The organism is Synechococcus sp. W4D4, from assembly GCF_047716805.1.
In the GTDB taxonomy this organism is placed as follows: Bacteria; Cyanobacteriota; Cyanobacteriia; order PCC-6307; family Cyanobiaceae; genus Vulcanococcus.
The window spans coordinates 1,519,844-1,534,654 of the sequence record NZ_CP180404.1 but is presented as its reverse complement, the minus strand read 5'-3'; the positions used below and the strand labels follow the sequence as shown (position 1 = coordinate 1,534,654).

The 14,811-nt window shown below is 63.6% G+C and carries 19 protein-coding genes, 1 tRNA gene and 1 pseudogene; 8 read left to right on the top strand and 13 right to left on the bottom strand.

The window, feature by feature from the left end:
• Positions 1–197: 197 nt before the first annotated feature.
• The 3 genes and pseudogenes from ACLM42_RS08600 (at position 198) to ACLM42_RS08590 (ending at position 2,397) form a co-directional block, all read left to right on the top strand.
• A complete protein-coding gene (locus ACLM42_RS08600; protein WP_415398810.1) occupies positions 198–512 on the top strand; it encodes a hypothetical protein in 315 nt (104 codons plus the stop codon).
• A gap of 59 nt (positions 513–571) precedes the next feature.
• A complete protein-coding gene (locus ACLM42_RS08595; RefSeq protein WP_415398809.1) occupies positions 572–937 on the top strand; it encodes an MscL family protein in 366 nt (121 codons plus the stop codon).
• 257 nt (positions 938–1,194) lie between these two features.
• Positions 1,195–2,397 (top strand): annotated as a pseudogene (locus ACLM42_RS08590) (ammonium transporter).
• A 60-nt stretch (positions 2,398–2,457) separates the two neighbouring features.
• Here the strand turns inward: ACLM42_RS08590 and msrB are convergent.
• From msrB to gpmI, 3 genes are read right to left on the bottom strand one after another with little or no spacing between them, the layout of a single operon-like run.
• Entirely contained in the window at positions 2,458–2,928 is a 471-nt protein-coding gene (gene msrB, locus ACLM42_RS08585) for a peptide-methionine (R)-S-oxide reductase MsrB (protein ID WP_247910287.1), read from the bottom strand.
• A gap of 4 nt (positions 2,929–2,932) precedes the next feature.
• The gene (secG, locus tag ACLM42_RS08580) at positions 2,933–3,169 is read right to left on the bottom strand and encodes a preprotein translocase subunit SecG (RefSeq protein ID WP_247910288.1); all 237 of its coding nucleotides are present in this window, start codon (positions 3,167–3,169) and stop codon (positions 2,933–2,935) included.
• Positions 3,170–3,189: 20 nt separating this feature from the next.
• Positions 3,190–4,761, bottom strand: coding sequence for a 2,3-bisphosphoglycerate-independent phosphoglycerate mutase (gene gpmI, locus ACLM42_RS08575; protein WP_415398808.1), 1,572 nt, complete (start codon positions 4,759–4,761; stop codon positions 3,190–3,192).
• Positions 4,762–5,003: 242 nt separating this feature from the next.
• Here gpmI and pyrR point away from each other — a divergent pair, with 242 nt between their 5' ends.
• The gene (gene pyrR / locus ACLM42_RS08570; RefSeq protein ID WP_415398807.1) at positions 5,004–5,552 is read left to right on the top strand and encodes a bifunctional pyr operon transcriptional regulator/uracil phosphoribosyltransferase PyrR; all 549 of its coding nucleotides are present in this window, start codon (positions 5,004–5,006) and stop codon (positions 5,550–5,552) included.
• Positions 5,553–5,555: 3 nt separating this feature from the next.
• Here pyrR and ACLM42_RS08565 read toward each other — a convergent pair whose 3' ends face one another.
• The 3 genes from ACLM42_RS08565 to ACLM42_RS08555 all read right to left on the bottom strand — a co-directional run bounded on the left by ACLM42_RS08565 (position 5,556) and on the right by ACLM42_RS08555 (position 8,285).
• A complete protein-coding gene (locus tag ACLM42_RS08565) occupies positions 5,556–5,777 on the bottom strand; it encodes a ferredoxin-thioredoxin reductase variable chain (RefSeq protein ID WP_010315371.1) in 222 nt (73 codons plus the stop codon).
• 40 nt (positions 5,778–5,817) lie between these two features.
• Positions 5,818–6,648, bottom strand: coding sequence for a hypothetical protein (locus ACLM42_RS08560; protein ID WP_247910291.1), 831 nt, complete (start codon positions 6,646–6,648; stop codon positions 5,818–5,820).
• A gap of 80 nt (positions 6,649–6,728) precedes the next feature.
• A complete protein-coding gene (locus ACLM42_RS08555) occupies positions 6,729–8,285 on the bottom strand; it encodes an Hsp70 family protein (RefSeq protein WP_415398806.1) in 1,557 nt (518 codons plus the stop codon).
• Positions 8,286–8,371: 86 nt separating this feature from the next.
• Between ACLM42_RS08555 and ACLM42_RS08550 the strand changes: the two genes are divergently transcribed.
• From ACLM42_RS08550 to ACLM42_RS08540, 3 genes are read left to right on the top strand one after another with little or no spacing between them, the layout of a single operon-like run.
• On the top strand, positions 8,372–8,677 hold the full coding sequence (locus tag ACLM42_RS08550) for a hypothetical protein (RefSeq protein ID WP_415398805.1): 306 nt from the start codon (positions 8,372–8,374) through the stop codon (positions 8,675–8,677).
• Positions 8,678–8,680: 3 nt separating this feature from the next.
• A complete protein-coding gene (locus ACLM42_RS08545) occupies positions 8,681–8,911 on the top strand; it encodes a DNA-directed RNA polymerase subunit omega (protein ID WP_185187021.1) in 231 nt (76 codons plus the stop codon).
• A 32-nt stretch (positions 8,912–8,943) separates the two neighbouring features.
• Positions 8,944–9,321: a DUF1818 family protein gene (locus ACLM42_RS08540; RefSeq protein ID WP_415398804.1), complete on the top strand. Its 378-nt coding sequence runs from the start codon at positions 8,944–8,946 to the stop codon at positions 9,319–9,321.
• Here the strand turns inward: ACLM42_RS08540 and ACLM42_RS08535 are convergent.
• Positions 9,284–10,162, bottom strand: a complete 879-nt coding sequence (locus tag ACLM42_RS08535) for an NAD(P)-dependent oxidoreductase (RefSeq protein ID WP_415400157.1) — start codon at positions 10,160–10,162, stop codon at positions 9,284–9,286. The two genes, ACLM42_RS08540 and ACLM42_RS08535, sit on opposite strands and share 38 nt — an antisense overlap.
• Positions 10,163–10,520: 358 nt before the next feature.
• Between ACLM42_RS08535 and ACLM42_RS08530 the strand changes: the two genes are divergently transcribed.
• Positions 10,521–10,748 (top strand): DUF2811 domain-containing protein, encoded by a 228-nt coding sequence (locus ACLM42_RS08530; RefSeq protein WP_010315385.1) that lies wholly within the window; start codon positions 10,521–10,523, stop codon positions 10,746–10,748.
• Here the strand turns inward: ACLM42_RS08530 and ACLM42_RS08525 are convergent.
• The 6 genes from ACLM42_RS08525 to ACLM42_RS08500 form a co-directional block, all read right to left on the bottom strand.
• Entirely contained in the window at positions 10,729–11,490 is a 762-nt protein-coding gene (locus ACLM42_RS08525; RefSeq protein WP_415398803.1) for a hypothetical protein, read from the bottom strand. The two genes, ACLM42_RS08530 and ACLM42_RS08525, sit on opposite strands and share 20 nt — an antisense overlap.
• Positions 11,487–11,945, bottom strand: coding sequence for an EVE domain-containing protein (locus ACLM42_RS08520; protein ID WP_415398802.1), 459 nt, complete (start codon positions 11,943–11,945; stop codon positions 11,487–11,489). Before ACLM42_RS08520 ends, ACLM42_RS08525 begins: the two co-directional genes overlap by 4 nt.
• Before the next feature lie 47 nt (positions 11,946–11,992).
• On the bottom strand, positions 11,993–13,372 hold the full coding sequence (murD, locus tag ACLM42_RS08515; RefSeq protein WP_415398801.1) for a UDP-N-acetylmuramoyl-L-alanine--D-glutamate ligase: 1,380 nt from the start codon (positions 13,370–13,372) through the stop codon (positions 11,993–11,995).
• 29 nt (positions 13,373–13,401) lie between these two features.
• Positions 13,402–13,473 (bottom strand) — tRNA-Val (locus ACLM42_RS08510).
• Positions 13,474–13,513: 40 nt separating this feature from the next.
• Entirely contained in the window at positions 13,514–14,296 is a 783-nt protein-coding gene (locus ACLM42_RS08505) for a photosystem II S4 domain protein (RefSeq protein ID WP_415398800.1), read from the bottom strand.
• Positions 14,297–14,307: 11 nt separating this feature from the next.
• The gene (locus tag ACLM42_RS08500; RefSeq protein ID WP_415398799.1) at positions 14,308–14,811 is read right to left on the bottom strand and encodes a hypothetical protein; all 504 of its coding nucleotides are present in this window, start codon (positions 14,809–14,811) and stop codon (positions 14,308–14,310) included.

The window sequence follows — 14,811 nt, the reverse complement described above, 5'->3', positions numbered from 1 at the left end:
TTCTGTATAGATACTGCAATGCAGATCTATGCAGGAGGGCTGTTTTCTGTTTGCGGGAGGGCGACGCGTCGAAGGTGGAACAACTCCGCCGCTGAACCGGGAAATAGATCCAAGAGGAGAGGCGTATTGTTCTTGCTATATGAATCTTGGTTGTGTCGCGTCCTGGTGCCTTCGCTGCGAACTTCAGGCCTGACGTCTTGGATCGCTTTAGGGATCTCTGCCGGCGTCAGGGCAAGCAGTACACGAAGGTTCTCGAGCGTCTTGCTCAGGTGTATCTGGAGACCGAAGGTGCCGTGCTGGATGGAGCGGCCTCTGCTGGGCTGGCGGATCCCGACAAGAAGAAGCGGCTGGTCCAAGTGGAATCACTCCAGAACAAGCTTCTGGAAGATCTCTTGAAGCGTGTGGAGGTCCTGGAGAAGCAGAAGGTGAAAACCGACTATGAGATTGAGCGTGTTCAAAAGAGCGTTGCGTTTCTGCGCTCCGGTCTTCAAGAACCTGGTTCCAAGGGCTGAACGGTTAAGGACTCGTTGTGCCTCGTGTTCGAATGAAAGTCTGAGTTCTCTGGTCCTTCATGCTCGCTTTTCGTCGCTGGTTGCGTGAATTCACGGAGTTCTTCTTTCAGAAGGGCAATGCCCTGAATCTGGCCATCGCGGTGGTTGTGGGCACGCAGTTTCAGCAGATCGTCGATGCGCTCACGAAAGATCTCTTGATGCCCTTGGTGAATCCATTGATTCGCAATGGCGGCTGGGAGAAATGGGTCATCCCCTATGCGGGGGGACAGCTCCTGATTGGTCAGGCGCTGAATGTTCTGCTCAATTCCCTGATTGTGGGATGGGTCCTGTTCTTGATTGTCAAAGCGATCAACCGCTCCCAGCGCGTCGCTACGGCAGGAGTGGATCGCCTGCGCGCTCAGCAAGGCGATGGGAAGGAGGTCTGAGCAGAGGGCGGCGGCGGCCGCTTTGGGATCCTCTGACAATGTTCATCGTGAACAGTTTGTGTCCCGGCCTGTCTAAAACGGTATCGGTCATCACCGAATGAGTTCGCGTGCCGTTTCTTTCGCGACAGCGCAGATTGCTGATCGCTGCCCTCACTGTCCCTGCGCTTCAGTTGCTGGCGGGTGCCTTTCTTCCGGCTCAGGCTGCGGAGGCGGCTCTCTCTAGTTCCGACAACACCCTACTGCTGATCTCAGCGGCGATGGTCCTGTTGATGACCCCTGGCCTGGCTTTCTTTTATGGCGGCTTTGTCAAGGGGCGCAATGTCCTCAACACGATGGCGATGAGCTTCGTGATGATGGGCATCGCCACCTTGGTCTGGGCCAGCTTTGGCTTCAGCCTGGCTTTCGCCGATGGTGGGGCGGCCCAGGCAGTGGTGGGTAACCCCTTCACCTTTGCTCTTCTGGAGCGTCTTCCTGAGGTCTGGGACGGTTTGGCTGTTCCCGGTCTGACCTTTGCCCTGTTCTAGGGGATGTTCGCGATCATCACGCCGGCCCTGATCTCCGGCGCCTTGGTGGAGCGCATCAGCTTCCGCTTCTGGTGTCTCTTCACGCCGATCTGGCTGCTGTTGGTGTATTCCCCTCTGGCCCACATGGTCTGGGGCGGCGGCTTCCTGGGCAAAGACCTGGACTTCGCGGGTGGCACAGTCGTGCACATCAGCTCCGGTGTCTCGGCTTTGGTGCTGGCGGGGTTGATCGGTGCTCGCCGTCAGTGGCCCAAAGCGATTCGCCCTCCCCATGACGTGACCCAGATCCTGCTGGGCACCGGACTTCTCTGGTTTGGTTGGTTCGGCTTCAACGGCGGCAGCCAGTTGGCTGTCGGCGGTGCGGAGATTCCATTCACCACGACCCATGTGGCCGCCGCTGCTGGTTTGGTGGCCTGGTCCCTGGTGGAAACCTGGCGCGATGGCAAGCCCACCGCCGTGGGACTGGCCACCGGTGCTGTGGCTGGTCTGGTGGGTGTGACCCCCGCCGCTGGTTTTGTGACCATTGGCTCGGCCATGGCGATCGGTGCGATCACCGCGGTCCTCTGCGCGGCCTCGGTGCAGCTCAAGGTGAAGCTGCGCTTTGACGATTCTCTCGACACCTACGCGGTCCACGGCGTGGGCGGCACCGCCGGTGCTCTGCTCACGGGTGTCTTCGCCAACGCGGAGCTGATCTCTTCCCATCCTGCCGGGCAGGTCTTGGCCGAACAGGGCCGTGGAGCCCTGGTGCTTGGCCAGCTCCAGGCGGTGCTGGTGGCCTATGGCCTGGCGGCCATCGGCACCCTGCTCATTGCTGGAGTTCTGCGTGGCCTCGGTGTTCAATTCCGGGTGAGCGAAACCGCCGAGAACCTCGGCGTTGACGTCGCTGAACACGGCGAAGAGGCCTACGCCGAGCGGGTTGGTTCCCCTCAGCTGTTCTGAACGAAGAACCAACAAGCAAGCCCGGGGTGCAGTGCAGCCCGGGCTTCTTGCTGTCTGGGTTTAGGCGTTGGCCTTAAAGCTCAGTGCCACGCCGTTGTTGCAGTAGCGCTTGCCGGTGGGGCGAGGGCCGTCATTGAAGACGTGGCCTTGATGGCCGCCGCAGCGCTGGCAGTGGTATTCCGTGCGGGGCACGATCAACTTGAAATCGACGCTGGTGCCGATGGCATTGGCCAGCGGCTCCCAGAAGCTGGGCCAGCCGGTGCCGCTGTCGTATTTCGCCTTGGAGCTGAACAGCGGAAGATCGCAGCCGGCGCAGTGGAACACGCCGGCGCGTTTTTCGTCGTTCAGGGGGCTGGAGAAGGGGCGCTCGGTGCCCTCTTGTCGCAAGACCTGATAGGCCGCTGGAGACAGGCGTTGTTTCCACTGGGCGTCGCTGAGTTGCCACTGCGGATCACCGGCTTTGGCGGCCGCTTCCGCTGGTTTGCCGCCCACCAGAAGGGCCAAGGAGGCGAGCAGTCCCCGTCGTGTCATGGATTTAGAGGCCTTTGAACCAGCCGGCACTGAGGGCCGTGGCCAGTCCCATGAAGATCGCCAGCAGGGTCCAGGTGATGCGATTCAGGGTTGCCTCAGCGCTGCGCGCGCTGCTGAACATGGAACTGCCGCTCGAGGCCAGTCCCCCCATGCCATCACCCTTGGGGCTGTGAAGGAGCACGGTGATGACCAGCAGTGCACCACTGCTAAGCCAGATCCAGGTGAGGGAGGTTTGAATCATCGATGCAGCCTAGGCAGTGACTAGATGCCGAGGGTCTGAGGGATGCGGCTGGGCTGAGATGGGCTACCCAGGGGTGTGATCAAGGAGGTGCCAGTCATCCGGCTTGGCTGCTCCAACCCCAGGATCTCCAAGAGGGTCGGGGCCACATCGGCCAGTCCACCGCCACTGCGCAGTTCCACGGCGGTGCCATGGCCAGGGATCTTGCGCTTTTCACCCTCCACCAAGATCACCGGCACGGGGTTGGTGGTGTGGGCGGTCCAGGGCAGGCCATCGGGGCCTTCCATCAGCTCGGCATTGCCGTGGTCCGCGGTGACGATCAGGGTGCCGCCCATGCGGTTGGTGGCCTCCAGCAGGCGGCCGACGCTCTGGTCGACGGCACCGATGGCTTCCACGGTGGCCTCCATCGCGCCGGTGTGGCCGACCATGTCGGGGTTGGCATAGTTGATCACCACCAGGGAATAGATCCCCTTGTTGATGGCGGAGATGCAGTTGTCGGTCAGCTGTTCCGCTGACATCGCCGGGGCCTGGTCGTAGGTGGCGACCCGCGGCGAGGGGACCAGGTGGCGGTCTTCTCCGGGGTAGGGCTGCTCGATGCCACCGTTCATGAAATAGGTGACGTGGGGATATTTCTCGGTTTCGGCGGTCCGGAACTGACGCAGGCCGGCCTCCGAGACCACCTGACCCAGCAGTCCATCAAGGGACTCTGGTGGGAAGGCCACGCTCACCGGTAGTCCCGCTTCGTATTGGGTGAAGGTGACGACGTTGAGGTCGGGAATGAAGGTCCGCTCAAACCCATCGAAGTCATCGAGCACCAGGGCTTTGACCAACTGGCGGACCCGGTCGGGGCGGAAATTGAACACCACCAGGCCGTCCCCGGATTGGATCGCTCCCGGCGCTAGGCGGGTGGGTTCGAGGAATTCGTCGTAGATCTCATCGCCGTAGGACGCGCGGAGCACCTCCTGGGGCGATTGCTCGGTGATCTCAGTGTCTTCGGTGAGCAGGCGGTAGGCCTTTTCAGTTCGCTCCCAACGGCTGTCACGGTCCATAGCCCAATAACGCCCGCAGAGGGTGCTGATCCGGCCAATACCCGCTTTTTCGATCTGGGCTTCGATCGTATTGAGGAACTGCTCAGCGCTCTGGGGAGGCGTGTCGCGGCCATCGGTGATGGCGTGAATGCAGACCTCCTTGAGGCCGCGGGCTTTGGCCCATTGCAACAGGCCGCCCAGGTGATCGATGTGGCTGTGGACCCCGCCGTCGGAACACAGTCCGATCAGGTGCAGGGTCTTGCCGCTGCTGCGTAGCTGATCGGCCAGGGCATTGAGTTCAGCATTCTCAGCAATGCTGCCGTCGCGAACGGCCTGGCTAATGCGGACGAGCTCCTGGCGAATAATCCGTCCGGCCCCAATGGTCAGGTGTCCGACTTCCGAATTCCCCATCTGCTCGTCCGGCAGGCCGACTTCGGAGCCGCTGGCTTCGATCAGGGTGTGGGGATAGGCATGCCAGAGGGCATCCATGACCGGCGTTTGCGCAGCCCGGATAGCGTTATGGATGTCGTCGTGGCGGTAGCCCCATCCGTCCAGGATGCACAGCACAACCGGGGCAATCGCACCCTTCTGGGAGGAACCTGAAGGACCGGCGCCTGGTGACGCCGCTTTGTGCGAGCCCGATTCGGTGGACGGTATGACTGTCACCCGATAAAACCCCGCCTTTCCCTGCACGACCAGATAGATCCAACCTACCTCTTGCCTTGCGCTGAGCCAGTCCCCAGCATGGTTGCGTCAGCTTTTGGCTACACCAGGGGTTGTCCATACCGTCGCTCGCCCCTCTCAATCCCATGGCAGTCGATCGCGTTGAAATCTTGTCCGCGGTTGAGTTGGGAAGGACCCTGAATCGTCTGGCCTCCCAGGTATTGGAGAGCGTCGATGACAGCCGCGATCTGGTGCTGTTGGGGATTCCCACCCGGGGGGTGGCCTTGGCTGAGGTCCTGGCCCAATTGCTCGAGCAGCTCTCGGGCCATCCCGTGGACTGCGGCAGTGTCGATCCCACCTTTCACCGGGATGACCTGGATCGGGTGGGCACCCGTCTGGTGGCGCCCACCTCTTTGCCCTCCAGCCTCGATGGCAAAGAGGTGCTGCTGGTCGACGACGTGGTCTTCACGGGGCGCACCGTGCGGGCTGCCCTGGAGGCGCTGCAGGCCTGGGGGCGTCCCCGCCGCGTCTCACTGCTGGCGATGGTGGATCGCGGTCACAGGGAGTTACCGATTCAGCCCGATTTCTGCGGTCGGGTGGTTCCCACGAATCGGCAGGAGCTCATTGCCCTTTGCCTCAAGGGCATCGATGGGGAAGAAGGGGTGTTCCTGTTGAAAGGGGAGCCCGAGGACTGACCCTCAGGCCACCGCCTCGAGTTCGTCGGCGCGGAAGTGGGCGCGGAACTTCCCGAAGGCCACGATCACGGGCATGGTCGGGCTGATGGTGCGGCCCTTGTAGTCGTTCAGCACCTGGAAGACTTCGCCCTGCTGGCCCTTGAGATCGAAGGCCTGGCCGCGGTGCTGAGGGTGGTGGAAGACCACAACGCTCTGGCTGACCGTGACTTGATCTCCTGCCTGCATGAAGAGGGCCGCTGAAGTTGGGCCATCCTGTCACGCGTGATTAACGCCTGCAGGCCGTTTCGGGACCGTCTTCAACGACCTCTCCCCCTAATTCCGAGCAGGCCTGGCTGAAGGCTTGCCAGTCATCCAGTCCCTGCTTCAGCTTTTGACTCACCAGGCGGTTGAGCTGCGCCTCGGGAACGTTGGAGCCCAGGCCGCGATGGGAGTCGTGGTCACCATGGTCACGCTTGCGGAGCCCCTCGATCCCTGCTTCGACCTGTTTCCGCAGCCCTTGGGTGCGTTCGCGCCACCAGGGGTGCTCGATGCGATTGAGGGCGTCAAGCGCTTCCCACCAGCGCTCTTGAGGGATGAGCCGGGCGGCTCGGTCCTTTTGGAAACGGTTGCGGCTCCAGTCCTCCCGCAGTTGATCGCCAACTGCTGTGCCTTGGGGGTTCTGGTCGGCATTCAGGCTCTTGAGGACCTCTAAGGCCTGATCCAGTTGACCGCGGCGATAGAGGCCAAGGGCTTCGTTTTCGAGTTGCTTCTGCCAAGCCAGTAGGCGCTGTTGGTCCTCTGGGGTGCTGTTGCCGGAATTGACCAGTAGGCGCTGCAGTTGAAGCGCCTGGGCTTGGCGTTGTGATTGCCAGAGCTGCTCGGCTTTGAGCCGCCGGCAGTGGCTGAGTTCCAACGGTGCCTGGCCTCCGAGCCAGCGCAGGGCCAAGAGCTGCTCGCCATAGAGCAGGCAGTCATCCAAACGCCCCGCCTTGGAGGCTTGCTCGAGGCGGGCTGGGAGTTGTTTCTCCCACCAGTAGGCCGCGCCGACCCCCGATGCCACCAAGCCCAAGGTGAGCACCAGCCAAAAACGCGGAAGCCGGTGTCGGCGGATGGCCAAGAGGCGCGTCAGGAATCCAACTCCGTTCTATGGAGCTGCCTCCCAGTGATCACGCGGCCAGGGGCAGAGCTCGAGCCGGCCTAGCGGATGGCCCCCAAATCCATGGCGCTCTGGCGGGTCTGGGTTTGCAGATCCAGGCTTTCGACCTGCAAGTGACAGGCCGAATCAATCCAGAACCGCAGCTCTATTCGGTCCTCCCCCGGGGTGCCGCAGGGGGTCAGGGGGATCTGGATCGGTGTTTGCGCCCAGGCTTTGACCCTGGCGGCTCCTGCGCTTTTGCGGCGCAGAACCGGGAGGCCATCGACAAAGACCACCTCGCTGCGCTCTTCCGCCTGGGGCTCTCCGAGCACCAGCTCCAAGGCGTTCTGTTCCGCTTCGCTGCAGGAGAGGCGTATCACGAGAGGTTGCTCGATCGGCCAGCTCTGACCAGCCATAAAGAGGGGGTGCCAGCGGTGTTCAGCGCTGCGCTGATCCCAGCAGCGCAGGGAGACCCCTTGGCTGAGGACGTCTTTGATGCGAACTCCGGGGGTCAGGCTCAAGGCCCCCAGGGCGACGGCTTCAACGGGACGACTCCCCCGAAGGGGCGTGCCCGGGAGTCGCTGCTGGAGCCACTGGCGAATCAGAGGGATCTGGGCACTGCCACCAACCGGCAGGATCGCGTCGATGTCCTCGCTTTGGACGCCCGAGGCCCGGGCGGCGGCCAGGACGGTCTCCAGCAGTTCATCCAGCAGGCTCAAGAGCCCTTGGTCCTCCAGCAGTTGTTCGAGGTCCGCTCGCTGCAGGCGCAGGGGGATCGCGTTGGACGCTCCCACGGGGGTCCAAAGGGCGAGGGCTTCCTCCTGAGCGCTGAGCTCGCATTTGAGCCGTTCGCAGACCTGCAGCAGTCCCCGTGGCGGATGGGGCAGGTCAGGGCAGAGGTGAGCGGCGATCCAGCGGTCCAGATCGCGTCCACCGATCGCCAGCCCGGCTTTTCCCAGGACCTCTGCGCACCGCAGCGTTTGCTGGCTGCTGTTGAGGTTGCGCCCGCCAAAGCGCAGCAATTGGGCGATGGGGGCGGCCCGGCCTTCGCCCCCGGGAAGCGCCACCAGCGATAGATCGGTGGTCCCCCCTCCGACATCGACCACCAGGACGCGGCTCCCTGGGGCAAGGCCCGCGCCGATGGCCGCAGCGGTGGGTTCATCGACCAAGGCCACATCCGGGACGTCCATGGCCTCGACGGCCTCCAGCAGCCATTGGCGGTAGCCCCGATAGCCATCAATCGGGGCGGTCAGCACCAGGCGATCCGGTGCTAGATCCTCCGGCAGATGGGACCAGATCTGCTCGAGCAGCAAGCGTCCGCTTTGTTCCGGCGTGAGCCAGCTGTGATTGGCCTCGCTGCTGGGTTGGGCAATGAGGCGTTTGAAATCCCGCTGCAGTTGGGGCCCTTCGCGTTCCAGGAAGCCCCCTTCAACGACTTGCCGACCAATCAGGGGCTGACTGGCGTCCCGCTCGGTCAGCCAGATCAGGCTGGGGATGGCCACGGGATCCGCGCTGCTGAAGGGCGGCAGGGGCAGAAGGCGGGCGGCCTGATCGCTGGCGCCTTGATGGGCCACCACCGTGGTGGTGCTGCCGAGGTCAATGGCAAGGGTGCCGGCCATTGGCCAAAGCTGAAGGGAAACTGCCGTCTATGAGGGTGACGCAAAACCAGACTTCATGGTGAGACAAGCGGGACTTGTCTTGGATCATGGAGCGGGTTGCTGTTGCCCTGTGGTCGTTCTATCGGGAGGACCCCGAGCAGGCGCGTCGCTTGGATCCCCTGCTGGCCGCGCGGCTGTCCCGTGGTTGGGGTTCCTTGCGGATCGAGTGCAGGGATCTTGCCCACCGCGCCATGGTGTGCGGTGTCATCGATCTGCTCAGGCCGCCGCTTGAGGCGCTGCAGTTGGCTCGGGAGATTCGTTTGGTGGTAGCAGGTGAGGAGCCAATGGTCTTTCCCGTCAGCGTTCCCTTGTCCAGCAGTCTGCTGACCTACGATGAGTACATCGGCGAATAGTGCATGTATCTCGGCGTCAACGTCAGCCCCAAAGAGCTCGCGCAGCGCGCTGAGAATCTCGTCCGGCATTCCAGCAACCGCTACCTGACCACCGTTCGCATCGCTTTCCGCGCCAAGCAGCGCCGATTCGATGATTTCGACGGACTGCTGGAGGATTCGATGGTCAAGCCCGTGCAGCGGGCCATCATCGAGCTGAGCGACGAGCAGGATCAGCCTGACCTGCTGCCCGGCTAGGCCCCAGCCTTGGTTCCCACCCCTGTTGGAGGGTGACCTTGATTCAGCGTGAAGGAGAAGGGTGGCGGTTGGCTTGGGATGCCGGCCGTCACCCTTTTTCAGTGCTGATTGGTGGTGAAGGCTGGGCGGCCGAGCTCAATGAAGCTGAAGCCTTCAGCCTCCGGGATGGCCTCAGCGATCTGATCGCCCAGCACCGTCAGTTGATCGATCAGTTGATGGCCGAAGAGGCGATCGAACTGGAACTCGAGCGGGAGGGCTGGTGGATCTGCCTCGATGGCGATCGCCAGGGCTGGACCCTGCGGGTGATGCTCAGCCCGGAGTCCGGGCAGCGGGCGATCGAGGGCAGCTGGAGCCGTGAGGCCGCCGCCGGCTTTACTGCGGCTCTGGCGCAGCTCCATGGCCAGCCGTGAGGGCGTGCAGGGCGCAGTAATCCAGTCCATCCAGTCCGGCTCCAGTGGCCCGTTGCAGCAGGCGCAGTAGTCCCTCAAGCCCTTCGCTATTGAGCCCCGTGGCTTGGGAGGCCTCCCGGAAAAGCGCCAGATCCTTACGCAGGTGGGCCGTGGGGAAATTGGGGTTGCCGTAGTCGCCCTGGAGTTCCCGCTCCAATTTCTTGTCGAAGGTCGGGGCATAGAGGGCGCTCCCCCTGAGGATCTCCATGAAGCTCTCCACCTCAACTCCGCTGTTCTGCACCAGATGCAGCGAGAGGCTGAACGCATGGGTGAGGCTGGCGATCAGCTGGTTGAGAGCCAACTTGCAGGCCATGGCACTGCCGACCGCCCCGAGTCGCCGAGGGGCTTCGCTGAGCTGGTTCAGGATCGGTGCGGCCGCGGCAAAGACCTCTGGCTGGCCACCCGCCATCAGCTGCAGGCGACCGACAAGGGCCTCCGGTTTGCTCCCCAGGACTGGGGCTTCCAGGTAGCGACCGCCCCGTGCTTCCACTTCGGCGGCCAAGGCCTGGCTCTGTTCGGGAGCGATCGTGGCCATCTGAATCACGCAACGCCCGGCCAGCTGCTGATCCAGCTCTTCCAGGAGCAGTGCCTTGGTGCTGGGTCCATCGCTGAGCACTGTGATCAACCAGTCCGCCTGCCCGGCGACCTCCTGGGGTGTGGAGGCACTCCGGGCCCCGGCCTGAATCAAGGGTTGGCAGCGCTCTGGTGTGCGGTTCCAGACCCAGAGCTCCTGATCACCCTCCAGCAGGCGACTGGCGATGGCTCCCCCCAGGAGGCCGGTTCCAAACAGGGCGATGGCCATGGCTTTTGGGGTGAGATTGCCAATGAGATCATCGCTCTGATCAGGACTGCTGATCAGCGTTTTTCTCCCAGGCGCGCGCGCGTCTTCCCCAGGGTTTTGCACGGTTTTTCCACAGCCCAAGCCCGAGAGCGGGCAGTGACCGCGGTGGCCTGGGGAGAACGGGAGTGGAATCGGCAAGGCCTGTTGACAAGCCCTGGGGGCCCCGCAGCGACGTCCCCCAGGCATCCATGGACGGGGCTGAACCCCCTCTGGCGGCAGGGATCTAGGCCTGAGAACGCCTGGGAATACCCCCGTCAGGGCGCTGTTGACCGTTCCCTCGTGTTGTGGGGAACTAGTGCTCATCGACCGCAGGAACGGCATGGAAGCAACTGGCACGGTGAGCATGTGCGCTGAGGTTCCCGAGCCCCTGCTTCAGTCCATGCAGGGCTTCATTGAGGCCCACCCCAATTGGGACCAGTACCGCCTCTTCCAGGCCGCTCTGGCGGGTTTCCTGGTGCAGAACGGGGTGCAGACCCGCGAGATCACCCGTTGCTATCTGGCCAACCTCTTCCCGCAGCAATCGCGCTTCAGCGAGCCCCTCGCCTGATCCGGCGCCACTGGACGTAGCTGTTGGTCACGGTCGTGGCCATCAGACAGAGGGAGGGCACGACCACCACGCAGGTGATCAGCAGGCCTGAGCCATCCCAGATCAGTTCGCTCAAGAGGCCCAAGGCGAAGGGAAGCCCGGTGATGGCGAGTAGAACCCCCGCTAGGGCGATCAATCCAGGCCCTTGGTGCTCGAGCAGCACGAAGCCGGCTCGAAAGGCCTTGGTGGCCCCAAGCCCTTCAGCCACCACCAGACAGGCATTGAACAGTTGGCTGAGGGCCAGTCCACCCCCCAGGACAACACCAATCACGAGGGGGAGCGGAGCCAGGGGCTGCGCCACCAGCAGCAGGAAGGACCAACCCAAAAAGCTGATCAGCACGATCAGGCTGAGGGCTGCGGTGAGGCGCAGGACCCCTCGGGTGATGTGCCAGCTGCAGGCTCCGTGCCAGCGGAAGAGGGAGCTGGCCTGGGGTGCCAGGCCGCGACTGAGGTCCAGCCCCGCTCTGGTGAGGCCATCGATCAGCCAGATCAGGCTGATGGCATAGAGGACGATCCCGATCAAGTACAGCAACACCGCGAAGACGGCGTTGCCGACGCCATCCCCCAGACCAAACACGGTCCAGCCGAGCAGGTGCAGGCCAAACAGGCTGGCCGTAAATCCCAGAACAACCCGCGGGTGAGCCCTCAGCTGGCTGAGGCTGTCGAGCAAGGCTCGCCCCGGTTGGATCTGGGGTTGCTTCAAAGGGGACCGAGGAGGGCCAAGAGTCGCTCTGCGCTGGGCTCGGGAACCGGCAGGATCGAGAGGCGATTGCCTTGCCGCACCACCGGCAGCTCCTCAACACTGAACTGCTCCCGCAGGTCATCCAGGCTCAACAGGGAGCCAAATGTGCCGACGTACTTCAGGCGAACACAGTCCCAGCGGGGTGCTTCCGGTTTGGATTTGGGGTCGAAGTATTTGTTCTCTGGATCGAATTGAGAGGGGTCAGTGATCCCGGTCTCAATCACTTCCATCATTCCGACAATGCCCGGCGGTTTGGCATTGGAGTGATAGAAGAAAGCACGATCACCGATGGACATCGAGCGCATGAAATTGCGCGCTTGATAGTTGCGAATGCCATCCCAGAGCGTTGTGCCCTCTGCCTGGAGATGCTGGATGCCGTAGACATCCGGTTCGCTCTTCATCAGCCAGTAGGCCAAGGCTGCTCGTCCCGTTGGCCGCGAGTGTAGGGCTGTTGTTCAGGCCCCTAGAGGCTGTTGGTCAGGGAGCGGAAATGCTCGCCGCGCGCTTCAAAGTCGCGGTACTGATCAAAGCTGGCGCAGGCCGGTGAGAGCAGCACGGCGCGGCAGTCTTCCCCTTGGCTGAGCTGCTGGGCGGCTGCGACCGCTGCTGCTAGATCGTCGCAGCATTGGACAACTCCTGTGTATTCGCCGGAGAGCAGGAGGTCTTGGAAGTGGGACTGGGCGGCGCCAAAGAGCACCACGGCTGTGGCCTTGCGTTGGAGTGCAGCAATCCAGGCGCTCGCATCCCCTTGTTTGGCCTCCCCGCCGGCCAGAGCGACCAGGGGACCCTCGACCGCCCGCAGGGCGACTTCGGCGGCGTCGTAATTGGTCGCTTTGCTGTCGTTGATCCACTGGACCCCATTCAGGCGGCGGATCAGCTCCAGGCGGTGGGGGACACCGGGGAACGCCCGGAGGGCCGCTTCCATCGATGGGCCGCTCAGGCCCAGCTCCAGGCCCACGGCCACAGCCATCAGCATGTTCTGGCGGTTATGGGCCCCAGGCATGGCCAGGGCAGTTGCATCCAGCAGGGCGCCGCTGCTCTGCATGACCTGATGCCCCTCAACCCAGAGCCAGGGATCGATGCCTTTGTTGAGGGCCGCATCTCTCGACTCCGCCGTGATCCAGCGGGCACTTGACCAGGAGGCGGCATGGGCGCAGAGGTCGGGGTCATCGGCATTCAGCACCTGGATCGCCGAGCGCTCCAACAGCCCCCGTTTGATGGCCCGGTAGTTCTCGAGGGTGCCGTGGCGCTCAAGGTGATCGGGGGTCAGGGTGGTCCAGAGGCCGATGGCCGGTGCCAGCTCCGGTGCCGATTCGATTTGATAGCTGCTGAGCTCCACCACCAGGGCTTGGGGGGTGGTTTGACCGTCTTGGAAGCGCTCCAGCGCTAACTCCGCGGCGGAGTGCCCGACGTTGCCGCACATCGGTGCATCGATGCCCCCCCGCTCCAGCAGGTGGGCCACCAGGTGGGTGACCGTGGTCTTGCCATTGGTTCCGGTGATGCCGATCCAGGGGATTGGTCGGCTGGCCTCCCAGGCGGTGCTGATCTCGCCGTTCGTGGGGATCCCCTGCTCCCGAAGCCAGTTCAGGGTGGGGTGATCCCAGCGGATGCCTGGACTGACAATCACCCGCGCGCAGTCCGCCAGGAGCGGTTCAAAGCTCTCTGGTGCCAGGGCCTTGCCCAGTTCGACCACGATCCCTTCGGCGCGCAGGTCCTCGGCTTTGCGCTGATGTTCGGGCCCATCGCCGCTCTCCAGCACCAAAACGCTGGCCCCTCGGCGTGCCAGCAAACGGGCCGCACCGAGACCCGATCGGCCCAGCCCGAGAACCACGGTCACTGGCATGGCCTGATGCTCGAGCACCGATTAAAAAGTGGGCGATACTGGAATCGAACCAGTGACTCCTACCGTGTCAAGGTAGTGCTCTACCTCTGAGCTAATCGCCCTCAGAAGCCTTTCGGCTTGAGGAACCTAGCAGTCGGTGGATCAGCGTCTTTGCATGGCCAGGCGCCAGCGTTCCCGCTTGGTGGGCTGAATGTCCAGGATCTCCAGCTCACCGCGACCATCGAGTCGGATCCTGTCGCCCTGTTTGAGCTCTCGGCTCGGGCTGGTCACAACAGCCCAGTTCACCCGAACCGCCCCAGCGCGAATCCAATCGGCCATCTTGCTGCGGGAGACCCCAAGGCCCGCGGACGCGACGGCGTCCAATCGAAGCGAGGCCTCCACACTGCTGAGCTGTTTGGGGGTGCGGCTGGCGGGGAGCTGCAGGTCGCTGATTCCCGTGGGTTCAGCGCTGACCTCAACGCTGCGGACCTGCGCGGTTCGGCCCTGCCAGGCTTCAGCCACCTCCCCCCGCAGGATCAGCTGGGCTCCGCGGTCGCCCCGCATCCAGATGTCCCCCAGGTCCCCGGGTTGTGCTCCGGCAGTGATCAGGCCTTGACGCACATCGGCGGGTTCGGCCGGGTCAAACAGGAAGTTCCCGCTGATGACCAGCCCCTGCAGTGGGGCCGCCGGGAGTTCACCATCGCTGATCTCCACGCGACGCAAGAGCAGCCGACGGCGCTCCGCCTGCGGCCAGCCGCCGTCGCTGGCGAGGGTGAGTTCGGTCAGGCTTCCGAGCCGCTGAAGCGCCTCTTCCAAGAGGTCGGCTGCAAGGAAGTCACTCCACAGCGGTTCCCAGGTGCGTAGGGCCTGCTCCGCCAGGTCGATGAGCTTCCCCATGGCCTCGGGGTTGCGGCAGCCTTGCAGCAACTGATCGCGCGGCAGCATCAGCGTGGCTCCTAGTTGTCGCTGAGTCGCACCACGCTTTGAGGCTTGGCCTCCTGCAACCTCGTCCAGGGCACCTCAACGCCGGTTGCGGTCTCGAGAAGCAGCAGCCAGTTGCCCTCCTCCAGGCGGTTGCGCAGAGCGCGGATGCGGTCGTCGCTGTCCGAGCTGACGCTGGCTGCTGCGGCATAGCTACCCATCAGGCCTGAACCCAGACCCAGCAGTCCGCCAATCAGGTGGGATCCCACCTCGCCGGCAAAGGCGAAGGTGTCCAGGTCGGTGATGAAGGTGAAGGTCACCCCTGCGAAGAATCCAAAGGGCATCAGCCAGGTGGCCATTCCCTTTTGACGCCGTTTGCGGGCAATGGAGGGGTTCAGCTCGTCCACCTCCGCCATCGCGGTCTCACCCGCACCCACAGCGACCAGGCGCGCCGGGGCAGGGCTGAGGGAGGCCAACTGTTCTTTGAGCTGGTGCAATCGCTTTCGCGACGAGAGCACCACCACCACGCTGCTGCCCAC